Source organism: Mesorhizobium sp. ESP7-2 (genome assembly GCF_020164715.1).
Taxonomy (GTDB): Bacteria; Pseudomonadota; Alphaproteobacteria; order Rhizobiales; family Rhizobiaceae; genus Mesorhizobium.
The window spans coordinates 19,644-44,007 of record NZ_JAIUGQ010000029.1 but is presented as its reverse complement, the minus strand read 5'-3'; the positions used below and the strand labels follow the sequence as shown (position 1 = coordinate 44,007).

At 60.5% G+C, this 24,364-nt stretch carries 19 protein-coding genes; 14 read left to right on the top strand and 5 right to left on the bottom strand.

Annotated elements, in window-relative coordinates:
* Window positions 1-22 precede the first annotated feature (22 nt).
* On the bottom strand, window positions 23-694 hold the full coding sequence (locus LB543_RS23535; protein ID WP_140808305.1) for a class I SAM-dependent methyltransferase: 672 nt from the start codon (window positions 692-694) through the stop codon (window positions 23-25).
* Between the two features lie 176 nt (window positions 695-870).
* Between LB543_RS23535 and LB543_RS23530 the strand changes: the two genes are divergently transcribed.
* The 3 genes from LB543_RS23530 to LB543_RS23520 are packed head-to-tail and all read left to right on the top strand — an operon-like array spanning window position 871 to window position 4,944.
* Window positions 871-3,585 (top strand): ABC transporter transmembrane domain-containing protein, encoded by a 2,715-nt coding sequence (locus LB543_RS23530; RefSeq protein WP_224615708.1) that lies wholly within the window; start codon window positions 871-873, stop codon window positions 3,583-3,585.
* Window positions 3,586-3,619: 34 nt separating this feature from the next.
* Complete coding sequence (locus tag LB543_RS23525) at window positions 3,620-4,066, top strand: cyclic nucleotide-binding domain-containing protein (protein ID WP_140756786.1); 447 nt, start codon at window positions 3,620-3,622, stop codon at window positions 4,064-4,066.
* A 23-nt stretch (window positions 4,067-4,089) separates the two neighbouring features.
* Window positions 4,090-4,944, top strand: a complete 855-nt coding sequence (locus LB543_RS23520) for an MBL fold metallo-hydrolase (RefSeq protein WP_224615707.1) — start codon at window positions 4,090-4,092, stop codon at window positions 4,942-4,944.
* Between the two features lies 1 nt (window position 4,945).
* Here the strand turns inward: LB543_RS23520 and LB543_RS23515 are convergent, their stop codons facing one another.
* Entirely contained in the window at window positions 4,946-5,710 is a 765-nt protein-coding gene (locus LB543_RS23515) for a polysaccharide deacetylase family protein (protein ID WP_224615706.1), read from the bottom strand.
* On the bottom strand, window positions 5,707-6,795 hold the full coding sequence (locus tag LB543_RS23510; protein ID WP_224615705.1) for a glycosyltransferase family 4 protein: 1,089 nt from the start codon (window positions 6,793-6,795) through the stop codon (window positions 5,707-5,709). Before LB543_RS23510 ends, LB543_RS23515 begins: the two co-directional genes overlap by 4 nt.
* Window positions 6,796-6,887: 92 nt before the next feature.
* Between LB543_RS23510 and LB543_RS23505 the strand changes: the two genes are divergently transcribed.
* From LB543_RS23505 to LB543_RS23470, 8 genes are all read left to right on the top strand, one after another.
* Window positions 6,888-8,048 (top strand): DUF3095 domain-containing protein, encoded by a 1,161-nt coding sequence (locus LB543_RS23505; protein ID WP_224615737.1) that lies wholly within the window; start codon window positions 6,888-6,890, stop codon window positions 8,046-8,048.
* Window positions 8,049-8,162: 114 nt separating this feature from the next.
* Entirely contained in the window at window positions 8,163-9,506 is a 1,344-nt protein-coding gene (locus LB543_RS23500; protein ID WP_224615704.1) for a nucleotide sugar dehydrogenase, read from the top strand.
* 261 nt (window positions 9,507-9,767) lie between these two features.
* A complete protein-coding gene (locus LB543_RS23495) occupies window positions 9,768-11,108 on the top strand; it encodes an adenylate/guanylate cyclase domain-containing protein (protein ID WP_224615736.1) in 1,341 nt (446 codons plus the stop codon).
* A gap of 148 nt (window positions 11,109-11,256) precedes the next feature.
* On the top strand, window positions 11,257-13,152 hold the full coding sequence (locus tag LB543_RS23490; RefSeq protein WP_140757049.1) for an ABC transporter ATP-binding protein: 1,896 nt from the start codon (window positions 11,257-11,259) through the stop codon (window positions 13,150-13,152).
* Window positions 13,153-13,178: 26 nt separating this feature from the next.
* Window positions 13,179-15,047 (top strand): ABC transporter substrate-binding protein, encoded by a 1,869-nt coding sequence (locus LB543_RS23485; protein ID WP_411908781.1) that lies wholly within the window; start codon window positions 13,179-13,181, stop codon window positions 15,045-15,047.
* Between the two features lie 2 nt (window positions 15,048-15,049).
* Window positions 15,050-16,048: an ABC transporter permease gene (locus LB543_RS23480; RefSeq protein ID WP_140756774.1), complete on the top strand. Its 999-nt coding sequence runs from the start codon at window positions 15,050-15,052 to the stop codon at window positions 16,046-16,048.
* Window positions 16,045-17,226 carry an ABC transporter permease gene (locus tag LB543_RS23475; protein ID WP_224589979.1) on the top strand — a complete coding sequence of 394 codons (1,182 nt, stop codon included), beginning with the start codon at window positions 16,045-16,047 and terminating at the stop codon, window positions 17,224-17,226. The genes LB543_RS23480 and LB543_RS23475 overlap by 4 nt, the downstream gene beginning before the upstream one ends.
* A 207-nt stretch (window positions 17,227-17,433) precedes the next feature.
* Window positions 17,434-17,913, top strand: a complete 480-nt coding sequence (locus tag LB543_RS23470) for a class I SAM-dependent methyltransferase (RefSeq protein ID WP_224615703.1) — start codon at window positions 17,434-17,436, stop codon at window positions 17,911-17,913.
* Between the two features lie 127 nt (window positions 17,914-18,040).
* Here the strand turns inward: LB543_RS23470 and LB543_RS23465 are convergent, their stop codons facing one another.
* Window positions 18,041-19,456, bottom strand: coding sequence for an adenylate/guanylate cyclase domain-containing protein (locus LB543_RS23465; protein WP_140756767.1), 1,416 nt, complete (start codon window positions 19,454-19,456; stop codon window positions 18,041-18,043).
* Window positions 19,457-19,632: 176 nt separating this feature from the next.
* On the opposite strand from LB543_RS23465, the gene LB543_RS23460 reads away from it, so the two are divergent.
* The 3 genes from LB543_RS23460 to LB543_RS23450 all read left to right on the top strand — a co-directional run bounded on the left by LB543_RS23460 (window position 19,633) and on the right by LB543_RS23450 (window position 22,456).
* The gene (locus LB543_RS23460) at window positions 19,633-20,487 is read left to right on the top strand and encodes a hypothetical protein (RefSeq protein WP_224615702.1); all 855 of its coding nucleotides are present in this window, start codon (window positions 19,633-19,635) and stop codon (window positions 20,485-20,487) included.
* A 74-nt stretch (window positions 20,488-20,561) separates the two neighbouring features.
* Entirely contained in the window at window positions 20,562-21,083 is a 522-nt protein-coding gene (locus tag LB543_RS23455; protein WP_140808318.1) for a GNAT family N-acetyltransferase, read from the top strand.
* Window positions 21,083-22,456: a hypothetical protein gene (locus LB543_RS23450; RefSeq protein WP_224615701.1), complete on the top strand. Its 1,374-nt coding sequence runs from the start codon at window positions 21,083-21,085 to the stop codon at window positions 22,454-22,456. Before LB543_RS23455 ends, LB543_RS23450 begins: the two co-directional genes overlap by 1 nt.
* 22 nt (window positions 22,457-22,478) lie before the next feature.
* Here the strand turns inward: LB543_RS23450 and LB543_RS23445 are convergent, their stop codons facing one another.
* The gene (locus LB543_RS23445; RefSeq protein WP_224615700.1) at window positions 22,479-24,251 is read right to left on the bottom strand and encodes an adenylate/guanylate cyclase domain-containing protein; all 1,773 of its coding nucleotides are present in this window, start codon (window positions 24,249-24,251) and stop codon (window positions 22,479-22,481) included.
* Window positions 24,252-24,364 lie beyond the last annotated feature (113 nt).

Genomic DNA, 24,364 nt, shown 5'->3' with positions numbered 1-24,364 from the left:
CGCAATTTTTGGGCGAAATGCATTAGACAGTTCCGATCAGCATGAAGCGCGTATAATTTTTTGTCGGCAGTTCGCCGGAGAACCGCACCTCCCGTAGCGCCGCCATTGCTTCGAAGGCTGCCAGCGAAGCCACGCAGTTGACGTGCGTCGGCTCGCTGAAATAATCGTTCGATTGCAGCAGAACATTCGTGCCCAGCGGAAGCAGAGCAAGCCAGGCGCGCAGATCGGCTATATGTTCGCAGCTCGTATTGACCGTCAGGTCGGGCCGCTCGGCCGCATAGTCGAGTGCATACATATCTGCCGTCAGCGCCCGGAACCGGTCGCCGGCTTCCCGATTGAGGGTCCGGGCGACGGGCGCGACTTCGGGATCGATGTCGATGCTATCGACCGCCGCGATGTCGAAGCGGGCATCGTTGAAAAGCATTGCCGGCAACACGCCATACCAACCACCCAGAACCCATATGCGCCCGAACCGGCCGCCGCAGCTTTCGAACAGCCTATCGAGCGCCCACATCTTGCAGGCGACCTGTTTGTGATTGAAGGCGTTGGCGATATCGGCGTTCGGGTGCTTGGCGATGACGCGCGCCAGCCCTGCCACGAGAGGGTTTTTGACATAGGCCGCAATTCCTCGGGTGAGGTCCAAGGCTTGCTCGTGCCCGTCCATGCCGGCATTGCGCGGTTGCGTGACATCCATCATATTCGCCTTGTATGTTGGGATTTCGGGCGACACAACGCAATCTTGCTGAGCGCAGCACTACTTCCGTGCACTGCAGCTTCGAGCTTGTCATTGGCGACGAAGAAATTGCCGATACGCCATTCGCCAGCAGGTGCTTTTGCATCCATCCTTCCAACTGAGGTCCACAGTCGCATATGGAACCCAGCCTAGCCCGCTATATCTGGACGCACACCAAGAAGCAGCAGGTCTGGATATTGCTGATCGTCGTGCTCTCGATGATCCCGTATTTCATGTCCTTCAACTTGCCGAAGCTGATCGTCAACGGCCCGATTCAAGGCCGCGGCTTCGAGCAACCCGGCGCGACCCTGCCTTTCATGAGGTTGCACTATAACCTGCCGTTTATTGGCGAGGTCCTGTTCTTCTCCGGTTTTCAGCTCGGCCGCAAGGCGACGCTGCTTGCCCTGAGCATCGTGTTCCTCTTGCTGGTCGTCATCAACGGCCTGTTCAAACTCTACATCAACACCTACAAGGGCCGTCTCGGCGAACGCATGCTGCGGCGTATCCGCTTCGATCTGGTCGATCGTGTGCTGCGGTTTCCGCCGATTTACTTCAAGCGGGTGAAATCCGCCGAAGTGGCGACCATGGTGAAGGACGAGGTGGAGCCCTTGGGCGGCTTCATCGGCGATGCCTTCCTGCAGCCGGTGCTGCTCGGCGGCCAGGCGCTGACGGCCATGCTGTTCATCATGGTCCAGAACGTCTGGCTCGGAATGATAGCGGTCGTGATCGTGGTGATCCAGATCGTGCTCATCCCGCGAATGCGGCGGCGGCTACTCGTGCTCGGGCGCCAACGACAATTGACGGCGCGCGCGCTTTCGGGCCGGGTTGGCGAAATCGTCGACGGCATCGGCGCGGTTCACGTCCACGATACGTCAAACTACGAGCGCGCCGACATAGCTGCCCGGCTCGGGCTCATCTTCAAGATCCGCTTCGATCTTTACCAATGGAAATTCATGGTAAAGTTCCTCAACAATTTTCTCGCGCAGCTCACGCCCTTTCTGTTCTACATGATCGGCGGGTATCTGGTCATCGGGGGCCGGCTGGACGTCGGCCAACTCGTGGCCGTGATCGGCGCCTACAAGGACTTGCCCGGACCGATGAAGGAACTGATCGACTGGGATCAGGATCGGCAGGATGTCCAGGTCAAATATCAACAGGTCGTTGAACAGTTTACCGTCGATGACATCATTGCGCCGGGAATCGGAGCACTGACGATCGACGATCCCGGTCCGATGACAAACCCGCTGTCGGCGGTCGGTCTGTCCATGGCAGACGATGGCGGTTCAATGCTCCTCAACCGTATCTCCATGCAGGTCAAGCCGGCTGAGACGGTGGCGCTGGTGAGCACCCCAACAGGTGGAGCGGAGGCGCTAGCAGAAGCCTTCGCGCGGCTGAACTGGCCGGACAGTGGAAGGGTCACTTCGGGCACCGACGACCTGCTTGAACTCCCGGAAGCAGTGACCGGCCGGCGCATGTCCTATGCCTCGTCGGATGTTTTCCTGTTCCAGGCAAGCCTCCGCGATAACCTGCTCTACGGGTTGAAACATGCGCCGCTGACACAGGTGACTTATGACGGTGCCGCCGCAGACCAGCACCGCTGGAACATTGACGAGGCGCGTCGGTCGGGCAATCCGGATCTCGACATCCACAGCGACTGGATCAACTATGCTTCCGCCGGGGCTACCGGACCGCACGACCTCTTTGAAGCCGTGCGCCGGGTGCTCGACGCGGTTCTTCTGTCGCGCGACATTCTGGATCTTGGCTTGCGCTCTTCGGCCGACCTCACGCGTCACACGAAGCTTGCCGGGCGGATCGTCGAACTGCGTGCAGCGCTGCGAACCCGGCTGGAACAGGAAGGGCTGCGCGAACTGGTGGTTCCTTTCGAGCCGGGCGCTTACAACACGGAAGCGACGATCGGCCAGAACCTGCTTTTCGGCGCGGCCGCCGGCCCCGAACTGGCCGACAAGGCCCTGGCGGCCAATCCCTATTTTGCTTCCGTGCTGAAGCAAGCCGGCCTCGACCGCACGCTCTACGAAATGGGCATGGAGATCGCCGAACAGGCGATCGAGCTGTTTGCCGACCTGCCGCCCGATCACCAGTTCCTTCAGCAGCTCGCCTTCATGAGCGCCGAAGAGATCCCCACCTACGAGACCTTGCTGCAGCGGCTCAAGAACCGTCCCTACGAGGCGGTTTCGGAGGCCGACCGCGCCATGATTATCACCTTGAGCTTTGCCTATATCGAGCCCCGGCACCGCTTCGGCCTGCTGACCGGCGAGCTGATGAGCAAGATCGTCGCCGCACGCAACCAGTTCTATGAAAACCTGCCGTCCGAGCTGCAAAACGCGATCGAACGGTATGATCCTGCCAAATACATTGCCGCGGCCACCGTCATGGACAATGTCCTGTTCGGGCGTGTAGGTAACAACCATCCCGACGCGCCGGACCGCATACGCTCCATCGTCTATGAAATTCTTGACGAGCTGGGGCTTTATGCCGAGCTTCTGGATGTCGGCCTGGATTTCAACGTCGGCGCCGGCGGCAGGCGGCTGACCGCTGGACAGCGACAAAAGCTCGATGTTGCCCGGGCCCTGCTCAAACGTCCCGATTTTCTCATTCTCAACCGGCCGCTGTCGGCGCTCGATCAGCGCATTCAGGACAAGGTGCTGCGAAACGTGCTCGAGGAGGCCAGACGCGACAGCCATTCGCCGGCAATTGTGTGGGTCGTGACGAGTCCGGCAATGGCGATAGGGTTCGATCGCGTTATCGTCTTTGACTCGGGTCAATTGGTGGAAGACGGTACACACGAGACACTTTTGGCAGGGAACGGTATTTTCAAGGAACTTCTGTCATAGTCTGGCAGACGCGAATTTAGGAAGGTTTGCGACAATGCTGCTCAAGGATGAAGTTGGAATGCTGCAACGCGTTCCCTTGTTCTCTGGCATTGAGCCGGCAAAGCTCAAGCTGCTCGCGTTCACATCCGATCGCGTGAACTACGGCGCCGGCCAGATTCTTTTCCGGCAGGGCGACGAGGCAGACGCCGCCTATGTCATCCTTTCAGGCAGGGCGGATATTCTGGTCGATTCCGACAGCGGGCCGATAAAAGTTGCCGAGCTGCTGCCAAATTCGATCGTCGGCGAGATCGCCATATTGTGCAACAGCTCCCGCACTGCCACCGTCAGAGCGGCAAGTGATCTGGAGGCTTTGAGAATCCGCAAGGATCATTTCCTGAGGCTTATGAAGGAATTCCCGGAAATGACGATCGAGATATTGCGGGTTCTTGCCGATCGGCTGAGCCATACGACCGCGGATCTGATCGACGCACGAACCGCCTAGAGCCACGATGGGCGAAAAGTAGTATGGACGACGATTTTTTCCTGGTCAGATTTTGGGGCGTGCGCGGCAGCATCGCGGTATCCGGGCCAGAATTCGCTCGCTATGGCGGCAACACAAGCTCCATTGAGATGCGATGCGGCAAGCATACGCTTCTGTTCGACGCGGGCTCTGGCCTGCGGCCTGCCGGCAGGGCGTTTCAGGCGGCGGACGTGACCGATTTCGACCTGCTTTTCACCCATTGCCATTACGATCACATCATCGGGCTGCCGGCCTTTGCGCCGATCTTTGACCCGAGTGTCAAGCTTACCGTTTGGTCCGGGCATCTTGCAGGACGCATGACGACCCGGCAGATGATCGATGAGTTCATACGGCCGCCGTGGTTTCCGGTGAAAATGGACGTCTGCAAGGCAAAGCTCGACTGCCGCGATTTCGTGTCCGGAGACGTGCTTCGGCCGCGCGAAGGGGTGGTGGTTCGGACCGGCAGCCTTACCCATCCGGGCGGCTGCATAGGCTACCGAGTCGAATGGGGCGGCCGCGTCGTGGCGGTGATCACGGACACCGAGCACGAGACGGGCAAGCTCGATCAGTCGGTGCTCGGCCTGATCGACGATGCAGACCTCGTCGTTTACGATTGCACCTATACCGAGAAGGAAATGGAACGCCGCCGCGGTAACGGCCACTCGACATGGCAACAGGGCGTCAAGCTCTGTGAGGCGGCCGGTGCGCGGGGGCTCGCGCTGTTTCACCACGATCCAGCACGCACCGACGAGCAACTGGACGAGATGGAGAAACTGGCCGAGGACAGGTTTGCCGGCGCGTTTGCCGCGCGGGATGGCCAGACGCTCAAATTTCCAGTCTCATCGCATAAAAAGCGCTGAGCTATTTTCTTCTACCGGCGCTGCGCGCGATCAATGTCCTGATCGGAAGCCATGCGCAGGCTTCAGTCCGTGCGGTGACCGCGAACAGCCGTTCGAGGAAAAGCCATGCCGATTCATCATGTACGAGATGGTGAGTGAGCAGGCCGACCGGTTCGTCGTCGAATGCATGCTGCAAGTGCGCGATGATTGCCTGGACCAATAGGCCGTGATCGCGGCAGGCGCGCGTGCCAGGCCAATCCATGATGTCGACATTGCTGTTGATGACCGCCAGCGAAGCCTGCTTCGGCGGCCCATAGACCGACAATGCCGCAAATCCTATCGATCCAAGGTCGGATACCAGGCCGGCGTCGATCCTGTTCCAGGGGGGCACCAGCATCGGAACGGTGCGCGCGCCGTGCAGGCCGGTTACGTGCGACAGCCCGCCAGCCAGTTCATCGAGCACCGCCTCGCGTGGCCGATGGGCGCCGAGTTCCTGCTTTTTCTGACCCTCGGGCGCATGATTTCGATGCACCCATCCATGGATGGCGACCGTGGCATGCGGCGCCTCGTCAAGCCGGGCGACAAGCTTCTCATCAGTGAGGGCCGGAATGACGGCCAGAGTGACCGGAACCGCGAATTCACCGGTGAGGTCGAGCAGCCGATCAAGCGCTGGCGTCGGATCCACGGCATCATCGTCGCGCAGCCAGAACTCTGCCTTACGACCCGCCCGTTGCCGGCCCGCCAGTTCTTCCACCAAGGGCTGCCAGATCCGATCGGACGATGTCATGAAACCGGGACCTTCGGAAGAAGTTCGGCCAGATGCGCCGCTGCAACGCCGAGGGAACGTTCTTCAAGGATGAAACGTCTGGCCTCTGCAGCCATGGTGGTTCTTTCATCGTTACGGGCCAGAAGCCTTTCAATGGCAGAAGCGAACGCCGCCACATCGCGCGGCGGGGTGAGAAACCCGGTCTGGCCATCTCGCACGACTTCCGGCACGCCGGCGATGTGCTGAGCCACCACCGGAAGGCCGGCGGCCTGTGCTTCAAGATAGGCAACGCCATAGGCCTCGCCGTAACCCGGCCAGACGTAAATTCCCCCGCCATAAAGGATATCCGGCACTGCGGCTGGCTCAATCGCGCCAAGCCATTCGATACGGTCGGCGGCAAAGCCGGCGAATTGCGCCTTGACCTCGTCACGGGCAGGCCCGTCGCCGACGACCGACATGGTCCAGGGCAGGTGGCCGATCAGACCGAGCGCTTGCGCCAGCATGCGATAGCTTTCGACTTTGTCGCCCGGGCGCATCATGGCAACGGCAACGAGGCGCGTTGGACAACCTCGTGCCGGCATTTCCTGGAATACCGATGTGTCGATAAAGGGCGACAGCATATCAACAGCGACCCCGGGTATCGCATCTGCCAGGCCCTGACGATCCCGTTGCGTGAAGCAGATGTTCAGCGCCGCCTGTTCGACGGCTCGCACCACCAACGCCTGCGTATCGGCCCACAAACCGGCATTGCGCCGCCTCGAATAGGAGGCTTCCGCCGTCACGTATGGGACAGCAAAGGTCGACGCCAGCTCGGGCCCGATCAGGTCGGGCGCTTTGTAATAGGGATGATAGCAGAACCATAGATCGGGCGTGCCGTCACGATCCCAAAGCCTGGTCAGCCGCGCGGCTTCCTCTCGGGCCTCTATCTTGAGCGCATCGAAACTTTTCGGCTCCGGTTCGCGTAGATAGAAGCGCAATTCGGATGCCAGTTCGACGCAGTGTCCTCCATGTTCCAGCGCCTTGACCAGCGTGCGTGCCATCTGGCGGTCGCCGGAGGCAATGGAATGATTGGGTGACTTCAGCGGCGCGTAGAAGGCAATTCGCATTGCGCGACCCTATCATCGGAAAGCATGCGCAAGTCAATTTCGAAGCATCATCGACTTCACCTTCAAGCAGTGGAATGTGCTATCTGATGGTCATGGAAACAGCTGCCGCGTCGGACCCGTTTGTCGCTTCTCTGCCGGTCTTCGCAAAGTTCGAAAGCGTTGCCGATATCGACAACTATCGGCCTCTCCCCGATGGCTGGGCGCTGGCCACCGCCGACATTGTCGGCTCGACCAAGGCGATCGAGACTGGACGCTATAAGACAGTCAATATGGCCGGCGCCAGTGTCATTTCGGCCCTGCTCAATGCGCTGGGTCGGCAAGATCTTCCCTTTGTCTTCGGCGGCGACGGGGCGCTCGTCGCATTTCCCGGCTCGGCGGTGGAGACCACCCGCAACGCGCTGGCGGCTGTCCAGAGATGGGTGGCGGACGAACTGGACCTAACCCTGCGTGCCGCAATCGTGCCGATAAAGGATATTCGAGAGCAAGGCCTCGACGTTCGCGTGGCAAGGTTCCAAGCATCCGATGCGGTCTTCTATGCCATGTTCGCCGGCGGTGGCGGCAGTTGGGCGGAAGCCGAAATGAAAGCGGGGCGCTACCGCATCGATCCCGCGCCGGCCGGCGCACGGCCGGATCTGACCGGCCTCTCCTGCCGCTGGAACCCGATCGAAACCCGGCATGGCGAAATCGTCTCGATCATAGCCGTACCGGGGGCGTCGCGCGACCTGCGCGGTTTTCAGTTTCTGGCATCCGACATCATCGCCCTTGCCGGCAGGCAGGAACGCGATGGCCACCCGGTGCCGGTGAACGGGCCCGATTACAGCTTGCTGCCCGCCGGCCTCGATATTGAGGCGCGGGCCACGGCGCCGGCAGGACGGCGGTGGCTGTCGAAGCTGTGGATCGTGTTCCTGATGACGCTTACGGCCGTCACCGACAGATATGGCTGGACGATCGGCAGTTTCGATCCGAAGATCTACAAACGCGACGTGGCCAGCAATTCGGATTTCCGGAAATTCGACGACGGCTTGAAGATGACCATCGACGTTGACGCTGATGTGTTGCAACGGATCGAGAACCGGCTGAAACAGGCGGAAGAGGCGGGCATCTGCAACTATGGCCTGCATCGCCAGAAATCGGCCTTGATGACATGCCTCGTCGCCTCTCCGCTGCAGCGCGATCACGTTCATTTCATAGATGGCGCCGCCGGCGGCTATGCGATGGCTGCCGCAAGCTTGAAGGCAAAGTTGCCGGTCTGATGACGGCTTGCGAGAACCCACTTTCCGCAATATGCCTCGGCCATGGTTCATGGGACCATGGTAAGCCGCGCCTGGCAGCGGCCAGCCTATCCGAATTGACGGGAAAGCAGTTTTTTGGACGCTTCACGATCGGCATATGACCGTCTGCTGAACCGTATCTCGACGCACGCCGCGCGAGTCGGGGTGATCGGATTGGGCTATGTCGGGTTGCCGCTGGCAATTGCGGTCGCACGGGCCGGCTTCCCGGTTTTCGGCTTCGACATCGAAGCCCAGAAGGTCGAGAGCCTGAACAACGGCCAATCCTACATTGAGGCGGTGACGTCGACAGCCCTTGCCGGCCACGTGGCGAGTGGACGGTTCCGCGCCACGGCGGATTTTGCCGAACTGTCCGTCTGCGATATCATCATCATCTGCGTTCCGACGCCGCTGACGAAAAACCGTGAGCCGGACCTCTCCTTTGTCAGGAACACGACTGGCGTCATCGCAAAGCATCTGCGTCTCGGCCACCTCATCGTGCTGGAATCTACCACCTATCCCGGCACCACCGACGACGTGATCAAGCCCATACTGGAAGAAACCGGTTTGCAGTCGAAGATGGACTTCTTCCTCGGCTTCTCGCCCGAACGCGAGGATCCCGGCAATCGCAACTTTGAAGTCGCGACGATCCCCAAGGTCGTGGCAGGTGACGGCATCGAAGCTGCGACGCTCGTGCAGGCTTTCTACCAAGGCGTGGTCAAAACCGTCGTTCCGGTTTCCAGCACGGCGACCGCCGAGGCAGTCAAGCTGACGGAAAACATCTTCCGTTCGGTCAACATAGCCCTCGTCAACGAATTGAAGGTCGTGCTCGGGGCGATGGGCATCGACATCTGGGAGGTGATCGAGGCGGCCAAGAGCAAGCCCTTCGGCTACATGCCTTTCTATCCTGGCCCCGGATTGGGCGGGCACTGCGTTCCGATCGATCCCTTCTACCTGACGTGGAAGGCGCGCGAATACGAACTGCCGACCCGCTTCATCGAGCTGGCGGCAGAGATCAACACTGCTATGCCGCGTCATGTGGTCGATGAACTGGCGAAAGCGCTGGACCGGCGCTGCGGCAAGGCGCTCAGCCGCTCGCGCATTCTCATCATCGGGCTCGCCTACAAGAAGAATGTGCCCGACATCCGCGAAAGCCCCTCATTGCGGCTCATTGAACTCATCGAGGAATGGGGCGGCAAGGCGGAATTCCACGATCCGCATGTTCCCGAGATCCCGACCACAAGAGAGCATATGGCGATCAAGGGGCGCCGTTCGGTCGAATTGACCGAGGCGGCCTTGAAGGATTTCGATGCCGTCGTCGTTGCAACCGACCATGACGCGATCGACTATCAGACAATCGCTGATCACGCCCTTCTGATCGTCGACACACGCAATGTTTTTGGCCGTCTCGGGCTGCTCCGAGAGACGGTGGTGAAGGCCTGACGGCGTCCCAGCCGGCAAATTTTTTGCCCGATGCCAGGATCGTGATTGCACTCCGGCCGCGGCTTCGCCACATAACGCCACAAGACATGAATGCAGTTAAGCCTGTCCCTTGGTTGCAAGGACAGTCATTCGGGAAATTCCTTCGCCGTTCTGCCGTCGAAGCCGACGTCGTTGACTTTGGGGTATCTTTGGGTCGCCGGCGGACTGTATTATGGCGGATCGACGGATAATGGCTCCGTCTTCGACGGGTTTCGAGGTGGTATGAGCACGGCGCAAGCAGAAATTTCCACAATTCTCATGGATAAGGTTGCCGACTGGCTGACTCAGTCGGCGTTGGCGGGCCATGACCTGGAAACATTGGTAAAGGGGTTTTGCGAACGGCTGGCTGCTGCTGGCCTGCCGTTGAAGCGGGTGCATTTGAGCTTTTCGATGCTTCATCCGCTGTATGACGCGCTTGGCTTCACCTGGATTCGCGGCCAAGGCATGGAAGTGGAAGGCTTCCGCAAAAAGGACGGCGTTCATTCTGACAGGTTCCTGACCAGCCCATACTACTATCTGCTCAGCAACAAGCTCGACCATCTGCGGCGCCGGCTCGACCCGTCGGTCCCGTCGGAATTTCCTGTTTTCGATGAACTCAGGCTTATGGGCGTGACCGATTACATGGCTTTCGTCCATCCCTTCAACGGCAATACCAGTCAGGGCATGATCGGGTCCTGGTCCACCGACAGTGCTTCAGGTTTCAGCGAGAGCATGATTTCGGCGTTGCTGCGTATCCAAAACCATCTCGCCATCGCAACCAAAATGGCGGTGCTCACCAAGTTGGCCGACAACATGATGACCACTTATCTCGGCGGCGACGCCGGCAGACGCGTGCTGGACGGCCAGATCAAGCGCGGCGAAGGCGACACAATCCGGGCCGCACTGGTCATGGCCGACATGCGCGGGTCGACAAGGCTTGCCGAAACTTCCGGCCGCGAAGTCTACATCGATACGCTGAACCAGTTTTTCGATGCCATTGCTGCACCTTTCAATCGCAAAGGCGGGCAGATCATGAGTTTCATAGGTGATGGCTTCATTGCCGTCTACCCTTGCGAAAGGCATCGCTCGCATTCCGAGACCGCCTGCCAGTCTGCTCTGGCGGCAGCGCACAAGGCCACTGCGCGCATGGTGGATCTCAATCTGCGAAGGAAGGAAAAGGGGTTGTCCGACATAAAATTTGGCATCGGCCTGCATGTCGGCAACGTGATGTTCGGCAATGTCGGGCTTACCGACCGGCTCACATTCTCTGTCTTCGGCTCGGCTGTAAACGAGGTCCAGCGCCTCCAGACCCTGACCAAGAAATATCCGCACCGCGTTCTCGCCAGCAAAGACTTCGCCAGCTATTGCGGCACCAACAGCTGGCTGACGCTCGGCAGCGAGGAACTGGCGGGGATCAAGCAGAAGCTGACGGTGCTTTCACCCGATCTGTCGGGCACTCTCGCACTCGATGAAGACAGTGCGCTGGAGCCGATTTACGACCGGAGATCGGAGGCCGAGCAGGTCATGCTGCTTCATCGCGATGCCGCACGGCTGCCGGCGGGCGACCCGAGGAAGCTCCAGTAGCCCGCCCCAATCTGATCCGAACGCCTTTGGTAGGCAGTCCGGTCGCCGGTTCTGCCGCTGGCGACCGTGTCGAATCCAAGTTGCTCTAGACTGGCAATGCGCTAGTCTCTCGCTTTCTGCACGTTGCCAGAGTGGGGCTGGTGTGAGAATGAATTCGGGCGTTGATCTACTGCGGGTCGAAGATCTTGGCATCTCTTTTGCCATTATCGGGGGACCGTTGCACGCCGTCAGGCGTGCAAATCTTCGCGTCCTTCCCGGCAAGGTTACCGCGCTTGTGGGCGAGTCCGGTTCCGGAAAATCGGTTCTTAGCCAGGCAGTGATGGGCATTTTGCCGAACACCGCCCATGTTCGTGGCCGTATCCTGTTTTCCGATCCTGAAAAGCCCGGCACGACACAGGATATCCTGCAGATGCCGCGTGATGGACCCGAAATCCGGGCGTTGAGAGGCAGCCGCATCGGCAAGATCTTTCAGGAGCCGATGATATCGCTTTCGCCGCTGCACACGATCGGCAACCAGGTCAGCGAATCCCTGCAGATTCATACGCCCATGGCTCGGGCGGAGCGCAAGGCGCGGACCGAGGAAATGCTCAGCCTTGTCGGCTTTCCCAATCCCAAGCGCGCCTATGACATGTATCCGTTTGAACTTTCGGGGGGATTGCGTCAGCGCGCCATGATCGCCATGGCGCTTATCTGCCGGCCCGCCCTGTTGATTGCCGACGAGCCGACGACGGCGTTGGATGTCACCATCCAGGCGCAGATCCTGCAATTGCTGCGCGGGCTTCAGAGCAAGCTGAATATGGCGATGCTGCTGATCACGCACGACCTCGGCGTTGTCGCCAATGTCGCCGACGAGGTGGTGGTCATGTACCATGGCGAGATCATGGAAGCGGGACCTGTCGAGGCGATATTCCGCCGGCCAGGTCACCCTTACCTAAAGGGCCTGATGGCGGCCGTCCCGCATTTCGACCTGAAGCCGGGCGAGAGGCTAAAGGCGCTCCGCGAGGTGCCGGTGAACGTCGGCACCCTGCTGGGCAAGCAGACGGCGCCGGCATCGAAAGGGCCGGACGACATCCTGTTGTCGGTCAGGGATCTGACAAAGGTTTTTACCATCCGCAAGTCCGGATGGTTCGGCGGGGATCGTCAAACCTCTGTTCGCGCCGTGGACGGCGTGAGCTTCGATATCAGGCGGGGCGAGTGCCTGGGCCTGGTCGGCGAAAGTGGTTGCGGCAAAACCACCGTCAGCAAGATGCTCATGCGGGCTGTCACGCCTAGCGGCGGCTCTGTGATCTTCAATGGCCGCGATGGACCGATCGACGTATTGGGAGGCGACAGAGACGCCCTGCGCCTGCTGCGCGCGAAAATCCAGATGGTCTTTCAGGATCCGGTTTCGTCGCTTTCACCTCGCATGACGGTGGAAAATATCTTGAGCGAGCCGCTGGAAATCCATCAACGTGGCAATGCCGCGTCCCGACTAGCCACCGTCAAGAGCCTGATGCAGGCAATCGGGCTCGATCCGCGCTTCATCAAGCGTTATCCCCACAGTTTCTCCGGCGGGCAGCGTCAGCGTATCGGCATTGCGCGCGCGTTAGCCCTGGGGCCAGAACTCCTGATCTGCGACGAGCCGGTTTCGGCGCTCGATGTCTCTGTCCAGGCGCAGATCCTAAACCTCCTGAAGGACCTGCAGAAGGAACTGGGCCTGACCTACCTGTTCATATCCCACAATCTGGCGGTGGTGGACTACATGGCGGACCGCATCGCGGTGATGTGCGGCGGGCGTATCGTCGAGCTTGCGCCGCGCGAAATTCTGCTCAGGAAACCGGTCCACCCCTACACGCGCTCACTGGTCGCCGCAGTCCCTTTCCCCGATCTCGACCGGCCGATGGATTTCAAGACGCTGAAGCTCGGCGGCGCTTCCGACGCCAGCGCATGGGGACCGCAATTCCACGACGAGGGCGAAGAGGATACGCTGTCGCCGATCGATCTTGGCGGCGGCCACCTCGTGCTGGCCCGACGTTTGGCCGATGTCAGTGAGTTGCGCCATTGATCACCCGTCGCACCCTCCTTGGACTCATGGCTTCGGCACTTCTGCCGGGCACGTCGCGCGCTGGCGATTTGGAGCCGGATTTTCTTCAGCCGGAGCTGAAGGCCAGGGCTCTGCCGGCACTCGCAGAGCGCCTGCCCAAGAGCCCGCGCGTATTGAACCTCGCTGCGATGGGCCGGCAACCCGGCCAGTATGGCGGCACGCTGCGCACGATCATCGGCAGCCAGAAAGATATCCGGATGATGACGATCTACGGATATGCCCGCCTGGTCGGCTATGACGAAAAGCTCAACTTGCAAGCCGACATTCTCGAAAGCTTCGACGTAGCGGATGATCGCGTCTTCACGTTCAAGATTCGGGAAGGGCATAAATGGTCCGACGGCAGCCTCCTGACGCCGGAGGATTTTCGCTATTGCTGGGAAGATGTCTGGCTGAACGATGAGCTTTCCGAAGGCGGGCTCGCCCCTGCCCTGCTGGCGGACGGCAAGCCGCCACGTTTCGAGATCGTCGATCCGTTGACTGTCCGCTACAGTTGGGATGCGCCAAATCCCGACTTCCTGCCCAAGCTTGCCGCTGCCTCGCCGACACCGCTTGTTTTGCCGGCCGCCTATCTCAAGCAGTTCCACAAGAAATACCAGGATCCATTCCGGCTCGCCGGCCTGATGAAGGAGAACCGGGTCGCGAAATGGACGCTCCTGCATATCCGCATGTCGCGGCAGTATCGCCCGGAGAATCCGGAGCTGCCCACGCTCGATCCCTGGCAGAACCGGACCAAGCCGCCGGCTGAGCAGTTCATCTTCGAGCGCAACCCGTTCTTTCATCGAATAGACGAGAATGGCCGGCAACTGCCCTATGTCGACCGGATTGTCATGAATGTCAGCTCGTCGGCGATCATTTCCGCCAAGACCGGTGCGGGCGAGAGCGACCTGCAATGCATGGGAATTGACTTCAGCGATTACTCCTTCCTGAAGGATGCGGAGAAGCGTTACCCCGTGAAGATGCATCTCTGGAAACGCACACAGGGTTCGCGGCTGGCGCTGCTGCCCAATCTGAATTGTGCCGACCAGGTGTGGCGTGGCCTTTTGCGTGACGTGCGCGTGCGCCGCGCACTTTCGCTCGCCGTGGACCGGCGCGAGATCAATATGGCCGTGTTCTACGGATTGGCGCAGGAAAGCGCCGATACGGTCCTGCCGGAGAGCCCGCTCTACCGGCCGGAATTCGCGAAGGCCTGGGTTGCCCATGATCCCGACCAGGCCAATGCCCTGCTAGACCAGGTCGGGCTTCAGACACGTGACGATGACGGCCTGCGGCTACTTCCCGATGGGCGCCCGGCGCAGATCATCGTGGAAACTGCCGGCGAAAGCACGCTGGAAACCGACGCGCTCGAACTCGTCACCGATCACTGGCGCAAGATCGGCATCGCCCTGTTCATCCGGACTTCGCAGCGCGACATCTTCCGCAGCCGCGCGCTTGGCGGCGAGATCATGATGTCGATGTCGTCGGGCATCGACAATGGCGTGCCGACCGCAGACATGAACCCATACCAGCTGGCCCCCACCATCGACGACCAGCTGCAATGGCCGCTCTGGGGCGCTTACTATCTGTCCCATGGCAAGATGGGTGAGGCGCCCGATCTTCCTGAAGTGGTCGAGTTGATGGCTTTGCTCAAGCGCTGGAACGCATCGACCAAAGCCACGGAGCGCGCCGAAATCTGGAATTCAATGCTGTCGATCTACACTGATCAGGTGTTCTCGATCGGTACGGTGAACGAAACACTTCAGCCCATTCTGGTGTCCTCGCGGCTGCGCAATCTACCTGACAAGGCACTCTTCGGCTATGACCCGACCGCCTATTTCGGTGTCTACATGCCGGATACATTCTGGCTTGGAGGCTCCTGAGCGTGCTTCGATATATTGTCTGGCGCATCGCTGTGATGGTTCCAACGCTGCTGGTCATATCGGCGCTGGTGTTCACCATCATCGAACTTCCACCGGGTGACTATTTCGACAGCTATGTCGCCGAGCTTCGGGCCCAGGGCGAAGCGGTAGATTCCGATCGCATCCAAATGATGCGGAAGGAATATGGTTTCGACCAGCCGCCCGTCATTCGCTACTTCTACTGGGTCGGCGGGATGCTGCACGGCGATTTCGGCTATTCCTTCGAGTATGAGCTGCCGGTTCGCGACGTCGTGGGGGACCGAATGTGGCTGACCGTGCTGGTTTCCTTCGTCACGATCATCTTCACTTGGCTCATCGCCTTTCCCATCGGCATGTACTCAGCCACGCATCAATACAGTTGGGGCGACTACGGCCTTACTCTCTTCGGCCTTCTCGGCCTTGCCATTCCGAATTTCATGCTGGCGCTGATCCTGATGTATTTCGCCAATATCTGGTTCGGCACCTCCATCGGCCATCTCATGGACCCGCAATATCTCAGTGAGCCGATGAGCTGGGCCAAGGCGAAGTCGATCCTCGCCCATCTCTGGATCCCGGTCTTGATCATCGGCACCGGGGGCACGGCAAGCATGATCCGGCGGCTGCGCGCCAATCTGCTTGATGAGCTTCACAAGCAATATGTCGTGACCGCGCGCGCCAAAGGCCTTCATCCCTTCAAGGCGCTCGTCAAATATCCGCTGCGCATGGCGCTCAATTTCTTCATTTCCGACATCGGCTCCATCCTGCCGGCCATCATATCCGGTGCCGAAATCACCGCGATAGTGCTGTCTTTGGAAACGACGGGGCCGATGCTGATCAGAGCGCTGCAAAGCCAGGACATGTATCTGGCAGGGTCTTTCCTGATGTTCCTCGCCTTCCTGACGGTGATCGGTGTCCTGATTTCCGACCTGGCGCTGGCGCTGCTTGATCCACGAATTCGTTTGCAGGGCGGCAGCACCAAATGAACACGCAATCGCCCCTGCCCGCTCCGGGTGCCCCGCTGCAACACTACGTTTCCATCGCGCCTTTTGACCTGCAATCCGTCGAGGCGATGACGGCGGAGCAGTCGAAGGTCTTTCAGGCGTCGCAGTTGCGGCTGATGTGGTGGAAATTCCGACGGCACCGGCTTGCCCTTGTGTCCGGCATATTTCTAGCAGCGCTCTATTTCGGGATACTGATCTGCGAGTTCCTGGCGCCCTACAATCTGCACACGCGCAACATGGACTACATCTATTCGCCGCCGCAGCGGGTGCACCTGTTCCATAACGGCCAGCTTGTCGGGCCCTTCGTCTATGGTCGCCAGATGACGCTGGATATGGACACACTCAAGCGGAACTACATCGACAACCAGGATGATGTTCAGCGGATTCGTTTCTTCTGCAAGGGCGACAGTTACCGGTTCTGGGGCCTGGTCGAAGGTGACTGGCATTTTGTCTGTCCTGCCGAAAACGGCCAGCTCTTTCTGGCCGGCACCGACAGGCTGGGGCGCGATGTGCTCTCGCGTATCATCTATGGCGCACGCATTTCACTGACAATCGGCCTTGTCGGCATCAGTTTCAGCTTCCTGCTCGGCATTGTCATAGGCGGACTGGCTGGCTATCACGGCGGTATCTTCGACCTGATCGTTCAACGGATAATCGAAGTTCTGCAATCGATCCCCAGCATTCCGCTATGGCTGGCTCTGGCGGCGATCATGCCGATAACCTGGAGTCCAATCCTGATCTATTTCGGCATCACCGTTATCCTCGGGCTGCTCCACTGGACCGGACTGGCGCGGGCCGTGCGTTCAAAGCTTCTGGCCTTGCGCGAGGAGGATTACGTTCTGGCCGCGCAATTGATGGGCGCCAGCAGCAGCCGCATTATCCGGCGGCACCTCATTCCCGGTTTCATGTCGCATCTGATCGCGACGGCGACGATCTCCATACCCGGCATGATCCTGGGCGAGACGGCGCTGAGCTTCCTTGGGCTGGGCCTGAGGCCACCGACAACCAGCTGGGGCATCCTGCTAACCGAGGCGCGCAGCGTCAGCGTGATCGCGTTCTATCCATGGCTGCTTTTGCCGATGCTCCCCGTCGTTCTCGTCATCTTGGCGTTCAACTTCCTCGGCGACGGCTTGCGGGACGCCGCAGACCCCTACAAGTGAGATCGCTATTCCGCCGCCGCCGGGCCGCCGGCTCCACCCGGTATGGTCCCTGCCGGCCGCCCGTACGGTTATTGCAGTGCTCATCGTCCGCCCGTATATGTGCCGACACGCAATCGAGATTAGCGCCTCGCCTTCGGGATGCACTCGTGAACAGTTCTTCGCGGGCATTGCCGATCTCTTGATCTGGTTCAGGACACACAAAAGCATATGAGTCGTCTCGAGAATTTCATCAGCAGGATGACCGCACAGCGTGACATTCTCGATCACGTCTGCCCCGAGGTGGCGAAGATGGAGGGGCTTGTGCTCGAGCTCGGCCTCGGCAATGGCCGGACGTTCCACCATCTGCGCGAGCGCCTGCCCGGGCGTCGGATCGTGGTGTTCGACCGCGAAGTCGGCGCACACACCAGTTCAATTCCCGAAGCTGAAAACCTCGTGCTCGGCGAAATACGCGAGACGGCCCGTAAGTTCATTGGCATCGAAGCCGCCCTTGTTCATGCCGACATCGGCACCGGCTATGATGATCGCGATGCAGTGACCGCTACCTGGCTTCCCGATCTGATTGCGAGCCTGCTTCGCGTCGGCGGCTTCGCGGTCAGTGGCACGCCGCTCGATCACCCGCTGCTGCAACGCCTCCCGGCGCCGACGTCCGAGCCCGCCGATCGTTATTTCCTCTGCAAGCGCGTGTGAGCGGCCGAGAGCGCTTCACGGAAACGCTGCTCCAGCTCTTTGTTTTAACGCAATTCCCAAGAGAAAGCGTTACGCGCTTTCCCGGGAAAGCCGTTTCAGGCTTTTCCTGGAATTGCTCTGGAATTCCTCAGGTGATTGTATACACCGCGATCTCCCGCTCAATGCCGCGCAGCGAGACCTCGTGAGGCACGGGCGTCAGCGCGTTCCTGCGCAACAGATCGGCGGTGAGATTGTCGTCGACCACCGCACGGGTGGCGAAGATTGCCTGTGGGTTGGCCAGGTTCTGGACCCGTGATGCAATGTTGACCGTCTGGCCAAAATAGTCCTGCCGCTCGTTCATGGACACTGCGATGCAAGGGCCGGCATGGACTCCGATCTTGAGCAGCAGATCCTCGCGCCCGCTTTTTTCATTGAGCGCACGCATGGCCTCGCGCATCCTGAGGGCCGCGGCAATCGCACGATCAGGCGTCGCGAAGGTCGCCATCACCGCATCACCGATCGTCTTCACCACCGCGCCCGCCTCCGCCGCGACAATCTCGTGCAGCACCTGGAAATGCTCGCGCACGAGATCGAAGGCTGAAAGATCGCCCACCCGCTCGTAAAGCTCGGTCGATCCGCGCAGGTCGGTGAACAGGAAGGTCAGGCTGGTGATCTTCAGCCGCTGGTTGATGTCGAGCGTGTCCGTGCGATAGAGATCGCGGAACGTCTGGTTGGTTAGCAGGCGCTTGGCGGTCAGGAAGGGCCGGCGCTTGCCCAGGAAATCATGCAATGCGTGGCCGGCGATGAAGACCGTCGGCAGCACGCGGGTGTCGGTCCTGTTTTCCAGCGAAATGCGCAAAGGGCCTGGTTGCATCTCCAACGTCTGGTTCTGGACATGGTCGCGGTCGAAAACCAATGAGAGGCTTCGGCGCTCCTTTGTTGGTTCGCCCTTAGCGTCGATGAACTGCGCTGAATGCGTGACCGGCTCGAAGACGATGACGAATTCAGATGGAAGCTGTATGGGCAGAACCGCCTTTTCACCGGGCGCAAGCTCGATATCTTCCAGCGAGAACGCTTCAATCTTCTCCGCGAAATCCTCTTCCGGCAGATCGGCGCCGGACGCCCAGTAGATCTGGCGGAAGTATTCTATCAACGGCAGTTCGTGCGGATTGTGGGCGGCAATCCTGCGTATGCGGGGACTGACGGTGAATGTCACCTCGACCATCTCGTCGAGGGTCGGCGAATAGCCCTGGGAGCACAGCGCGCAGGTGTATTCGTCCTTCTGCATTGTTTTCAGCGTGGCGTTGGTGTCGAGCACGCCGCCGCAGCCGGGGCACAGAACATTCCAGGAGATGTCGAAGATGCCCACCCGCGCCGCATGGAGAAAGGCGCTGATGGTGCGTTCCTCGTCGAGGCCATTCTTGCTGGCGAAGGCCAGCGCATTGATGCGGCAAAGTTCGTGGTCCTTGCCCTCGGCGATGGTTCGCCGGATCGCGTCGATTGCCTGCGGATCGACATCGGTCGATTGCCGCAGAAGCGAGAACAGATCCTGAGCTTCGGTCATCGTGCAGGCTCCGGAAAATGCGCCTCCCAGGCGTGTTCGCCGGACCGGTCTTCGGTCCGCGCACACCATCTTACGTCGAAAGGGATCAAACGGCCATTCGAATGGATAGATCTGGTGACAGCTCAATTTGAATTCGGCGGATTTTCACCGGCCGCAAGCGGCACTATGATGGGTACATGGCGCATTCATCTTTGGGGCTTTCTCCCGTGCCGACATCCGACAACCCGCCATTTCCCGCGGCATTGCGGCTTTTCTCGGCAGGGGTCATTATCGTCTTGATCGTCGGCGCCGGCCTGTTTTTCGCGCCTGCGTTGGTCAAGCCGCGCTGGCCCTGGCCCGTCACGCCATTCAGTGCCCGCTTTCTCGGCGGCTTCTACGCCGCCGAAATGGCAGTGATGGCGGCGCTCTTGTTCTGGAATCGCTGGTCGCCGGGCAGGCTCGTGCTGTTCATGGCTCTCATCTTCACCGTAATCGTGTCGGCGGTTTCGTTGATCAATCTCGGCTATTTCAACTTTGGGCGCAAAGCGACCTGGCTCTGGTTTCTGGTCTATCTTGGTTCGGTCGCGGTATCCGGGTTGTTCCTGTGGCGGGCAAGGGCCCGTCCGTCAGCAAATGGCGTGACCCTAAGCCCCGCATGGCGCAGCTACATGTTGGCGGAAACGGCGATCCTTGGGGTCTATGGCTTCGGCATGTTGCTGTTTCCCCTGATGGTCAGCAGCACCTGGCCATGGCCGGTCGATCCCTTCCACGCCCAGGTCTACAGCGCCATTTTCTTTGCCGGCGCTGGCGGCACTTATCTCGTCTGGAAAAGGGCGCCCCGCGAAGAATTGCTGGTGCTAGGCCTGGCGCAATTTCTGGTCGGCCTGCTTTCCATCCTTGGCCTCGTTATCACCGACGCCGCGGTGCATCGGATCGACTGGACGGCGGCCGCTACATTGGGCTGGCTCGCCCTTTTCGGCTGGATCGGCATCAGCGGCGCCTTCAAACTCTACACGGCCTCCCGGTATTTTGGTTCGCAATCGGCAGCATAGGCTGCAGAGACGGCTGGATTTTCAGGTGACGTCCGGTGCATCGTGCCGGGCCGATTGCCTTCGCCGGGAAAGTCATGACCAGCACGACCTCGCCATCCGAGAAAATCCAGCCGCAGCTCCGGGCCGTCCGGGCAAGCGATGCGGAGGCGCTTTGCGCTATCTTCAACATGCCGGGCTTCCGCTGGGGGACGCTCAGGATGCCCTTCGAGACGGTGGATCAGGTGGAGCGGCGCATCGCCAAGTCCGGCCAGGAAACCACCTGGATCGTCGCCGAATTGGACGGCAAGGTCGTCGGCCATGGCAGCCTGGTCGTGCAAAGCTCGCCACGCCGTTCGCATATCGGCGAGATCAATATCGGCCTAGATGATGGCTTTGTCGGCAAAGGTATCGGCTCTGCCATCCTTGGCGCTCTGCTTGACGTGGCCGACAACTGGCGCGCCCTGAAGCGGGTCGAATTGACCGTCTATGCCGACAACGAGCCGGCCATCCGTCTCTACACCAGCCACGGCTTCGAGGTTGAAGGCCGGCATGTGAAGGCCGGTCTTACCAACGGGCAGTATCACGACCTCCTGAGCATGGCCCGGTTGCGGTTCTGATGACCGCCGTCTTCGCCCCAGTCCCCCCCGTGGAAATTCTGGCTGTGCTGTCGCTGCTCTGCCCGGAAGTCGCGCGTGACATCGAGCAGAACTGGAATGCTCCAGTTTCCGACTACGCCCGGCATCTGTGGCGGCCGGTGGCAAGGCCTGCATCCGGCCCGGCGATCGCTGCCCGCTCGATCCTGCGCGAGGTCCTGCACCAACGCCTCGGCGTGATCATGCAGCCTGAGGAAATCGGCAAGGCCCTCGACGAGTTCGAGCACAGACCGGTGATTCAGTCCGGTCTGCACTGCCTACTTCTGATGGACCGGATCACCTTCGATGCCCTCCTGCTTGCCTGGCTCGGCGCGGTCGAAAACGAGCTGTCAGCCTTCGTCGGCTTCATGGGAACGACGATGACCATGGAGACAATTGGCCGGGAGGGGCCTGGATGGCTTGATCTCGGAGACGACAAGGTCAACCTGTTTGGCATGGGGCGCCACAAGCTGTGCAGCAAAAGCGCCTGCGCGGCCGGTCCCGTCTCCCTCAACAAGCGCGCGCTCGAAGCGATGGGCGATGAAACGGATGCCAGCCGCTGGCTAGGTACACTGCTTGCCAGTCAGGATAAGGTCTTTGGAACCGCCGCCGATGCCATGACAGCCCTCAACGAGGATCTGGTCGCCAATTGGGATCGTTCCGGCATGGCCCTGCCGGTTTTCATCGATGATCGGCTTGCCGCGGCTGTCATGGCGCGGCACCTACAATATGACGGCAGTCTTCTTTCCAGGCTGCTCATCGAACCCGCAAGACGCCAGCGTCTCGAATATGCCTTGCAAGAGGCCGCATCGGCCCCATTCGGCAGATTCCTGCCCAATGCCACAGACTATTTCTGGGGCATCCGCGAGGAGCGCGTGCGCAAGCTCGTTCTTGAGAACGGGTACCTGATCGAGCCTGACAAGCCGCATGGTCTTTCCATCCCGTTCGAGCGGCCACATCTCAAGCAGGCGCTGCTGGACGGCGTGCTGCTGCCGAACTTGTTCCTGACGTTCCTCGTTCTTGCCATATTGCCGCGGGTGCGGGTTGTCGGCGGCCTGAGACAGATTGGCTATGTAGCGCTTTTCCACTCGATCCTCCTGGCTGCGTTGGACGAAACCGCGCCGGAAGAGCGTGATCTGGCTGCGGAGCTGCAGGTAAGGGAAAATGCCTGGGGCACCCGGGTCATCGATGAAAAGATCTCGGTCCGCGAGCAGCTTGCCGGCCTCCCGGACGGGGAGCTCTTCGCGGACCTGCTCCGGCAATACCGTTCGCGGACATTTGCCGAAACCACCGACAACCTGAAACTGGTTCGCGAAAACGCGCGATGGCGCAAGATCGGCCAAGCCTACGGCGTCTGATCCGGCCGCATGGCCTCACCTGTCATTGCACTATACCGGCCTTGCGGAGCCCCTCCACCACGAGTTCGAAATCGGCAGGGTTCTTGTAGGGCAGGACTTTGCGACGGTATTCCAGCGAATAGTCGGGATTGACGCGAAGCACCTCCTGCCATGCTGCCCGGGCCTCGGCGAAACGGCCCAGATGGCCGTAGCTGGCGGCCAGAAGCGCCCGCGAGACGTCAGTGACAGCGTTGCGAGCCAGCCGTTGCATTAGGAGGTCAACGGCCTCTTCGTACCTTCCCAGTTGAAACAAGGCCAAAGCCTGGAAGTGCAGAAGCACATCCGGAAAATAGGGATTCAAGATCTTCCCCCGGGCAAAACTCTCGAGGGCGTCCTCGGATCTGCCCGAATAGTACAGCGCCTCGCCGAGAACGACGTGCGCTTCGGCGAAGTTCGGATTGAGGACTAGCGCGCGCTCGGCCTCGTAGATGGCCCCATCGTGTCGTCGTGTGTACAGCTTGGCAATAGCAAGCGCCCAGTGCGCCCAGGGATCGCTGCCATCCAGCGTTACCGCTCGCGTTGCGGCCTCTTCCGCTTGCGCCATCGATTCCGGCGGCGACGCACTCCACCGGTTCAGGTAATCGAGTCCGTGCGTGAGGGCCAGGAATGCGTGGGCAGAGGCAAACTTCGGGTCCAGTTCGATGGCACGTTGCAAGAGGTCGCGGGCCGCGACGTTCGTTTCCCTCGTCAGCCGGTGCCACAGCTCCCTGCCCCGCAGGAAATAGTCATACGCCTCCGTGTTGCGCGGGTCCTCGGGCGCCAGCCGCTGCCGATCACCCTCAGTCAGATTGAGCGCCAGCGCGCCGACGATCTGCTGCGTCACGTCGTCCTGCACGGCGAATATGTCGGTCAGGTCGCGATCGAACCGCTCCGCCCAAAGATGGCCGCCCGAAATTGCATCGATGAGCTGCGCGGTGATGCGCACCCGGTTCCCCGACTTGCGTACGCTGCCCTCAAGGACATGCCGCACGCCGAGTTTCGTGCCCACCTCCTGCACATGGACGTTCTGGCCCTTGAACGTGAACGACGAATTGCGTGCGATGACGAAGAGTTGCGACAGTTTCGACAGCGCCGTGATGATGTCTTCGGAGATGCCGTCGGCGAAGTAGTCCTGTTCGGCGTCACCGCTCATGTTAGCGAACGGCAGCACGGCGATCGACAGCTTCGGCGGCGCTGCCGTCGCCGGCCGGCTCGTCGCGGTTTCCGAGGTCGCGGCCGCCTTGGTCCCGGCGCTGCCGACTAGCAGCGAATAGACCCTGATCGGCTCGGCGATGTTCTTGAGCTGTGTGCTGCCGAGATCGCTGACCGAGAGGTCGAGCCTCGCCTTGACCTGGCGATAGGCATCCTCGGACAGGCAGATGGCGCCGGGTGCCGCGAGCCCCTCCAGACGCGAGGCGATGTTGACGCCGTCGCCCATCAGGTCGCCGTCGCTTTCTTCGACCACATCTCCCAGATGGATGCCGATCCTGAACTCGATACGTCGGTCCTGCGGCACGCCGGCATTGCGCTCAACCATACCATTCTGAACCTCTATGGCGCAGCGCACGGCATCCACCACACTCCGGAACTCAACCAGCGCCCCATCGCCGGTGCGCTTGATCACCTGGCCGTGGTGCACTGCGATGATCGGATCGATCAGGTCGCTGCGCAGTGCCCGCAACCTCGCCAAAGTACGATCTTCGTCCGCGCTCGCGAGCCGGCTATATCCGACCACATCCGCAGCTAGAATTGCGGCTAGCTTACGATTCTCGCTCAACGGTCCGTCTCCTCACCTCCATGATAGCAGGAAGACCAAACCAAGAGGGAACTTTCGCAACCGACAGCCACGCAGAAACCCGAATTGGCTTCGCGCTGCCACGGGGCCCACCC